Raw genomic sequence first — 1,495 nt, 5'->3', positions numbered from 1 at the left:
GAGTTTCCTCCGGAGTGTATCCTGAGTACGGCGGAACACGTGAAATTCCGTCGGAATCCGGGAGGACCATCTCCCAAGGCTAAATACTACCTAGTGACCGATAGTGAACCAGTACCGTGAGGGAAAGGTGAAAAGCACCCCGGGAGGGGAGTGAAATAGAACCTGAAACCGTGTGCCTACAAGTAGTCGGAGCGCTTTTATGCGTGACGGCGTACCTTTTGTAGAATGGACCGGCGAGTTACGATTACATGCAAGGTTAAGTGGAAGACACGGAGCCGCAGCGAAAGCGAGTCTGAATAGGGCGAATGAGTATGTGGTCGTAGACCCGAAACCGTGTGATCTACCCATGTCCAGGGTGAAGGTCGGGTAACACCGACTGGAGGCCCGAACCCACGTATGTTGAAAAATGCGGGGATGAGGTGTGGGTAGGGGTGAAATGCCAATCGAACACGGAGATAGCTGGTTCTCTCCGAAATAGCTTTAGGGCTAGCCTCAAAAAGAGAGTACTGGAGGTAGAGCACTGATTGGACTAGGGGCCCTCATCGGGTTACCGAATTCAGTCAAACTCCGAATGCCAGATACTTATTTTTGGGAGTCAGACTGTGGGTGATAAGATTCATAGTCGAGAGGGAAACAGCCCAGACCGCCAGCTAAGGTCCCAAAGTATACGTTAAGTGGAAAAGGATGTGGAGTTGCCCAGACAACCAGGATGTTGGCTTAGAAGCAGCCACCATTTAAAGAGTGCGTAATAGCTCACTGGTCGAGTGACTCTGCGCCGAAAATGTACCGGGGCTAAACGTATCACCGAAGCTGCGGATTGTTCTTACGAACAATGGTAGGAGAGCGTTCTAAGTGCTGCGAAGTCAGACCGTGAGGACTGGTGGAGCGCTTAGAAGTGAGAATGCCGGTATGAGTAGCGAAAAAAGAGTGAGAATCTCTTTCACCGAATGCCTAAGGTTTCCTGAGGAAGGCTCGTCCTCTCAGGGTTAGTCGGGACCTAAGCCGAGGCCGAAAGGCGTAGGCGATGGACAACAGGTTGATATTCCTGTACCACCTCATGATCGTTATGAGCGATGGGGGAACGCAGAAGGATAAGGAATGCGCACGGATGGAAGTGTGCGCCCAAGCAGTGAGAAAGTCAGATAGGCAAATCCGTCTGGCAATTTCAAGCTGTGATGGGGAGGGAAAATTAGTACCGAAGTTCCTGATTTCACGCTGCCAAGAAAAGCCTCTAGCCAGATCATTGGTGCCCGTACCGCAAACCGACACAGGTAGGCGAGGAGAGAATCCTAAGGTGAGCGGGAGAACTCTCGTTAAGGAACTCGGCAAAATGACCCCGTAACTTCGGGAGAAGGGGTGCTTCTTTTAGAAGAAGCCGCAGTGAATAGGCCCAAGCGACTGTTTAGCAAAAACACAGGTCTCTGCGAAGCCGAAAGGCGAAGTATAGGGGCTGACACCTGCCCGGTGCTGGAAGGTTAAGGGGAAGAGTTAGCCG

The 1,495-nt window shown here is 51.7% G+C and carries 1 rRNA gene; it reads left to right on the top strand.

The window, feature by feature from the left end:
* Positions 1 to 1,495: ribosomal RNA gene (locus ACFSBH_RS05665) — 23S ribosomal RNA — on the top strand; the annotation flags it as partial.

It is taken from the genome of Oceanobacillus luteolus, assembly GCF_042678205.1.
In the GTDB taxonomy this organism is placed as follows: domain Bacteria; phylum Bacillota; class Bacilli; order Bacillales; family Amphibacillaceae; genus Oceanobacillus; species Oceanobacillus luteolus.
Note: the sequence above shows the minus strand (reverse complement) of the source record. Positions and strands in the feature narration are given on the sequence as shown.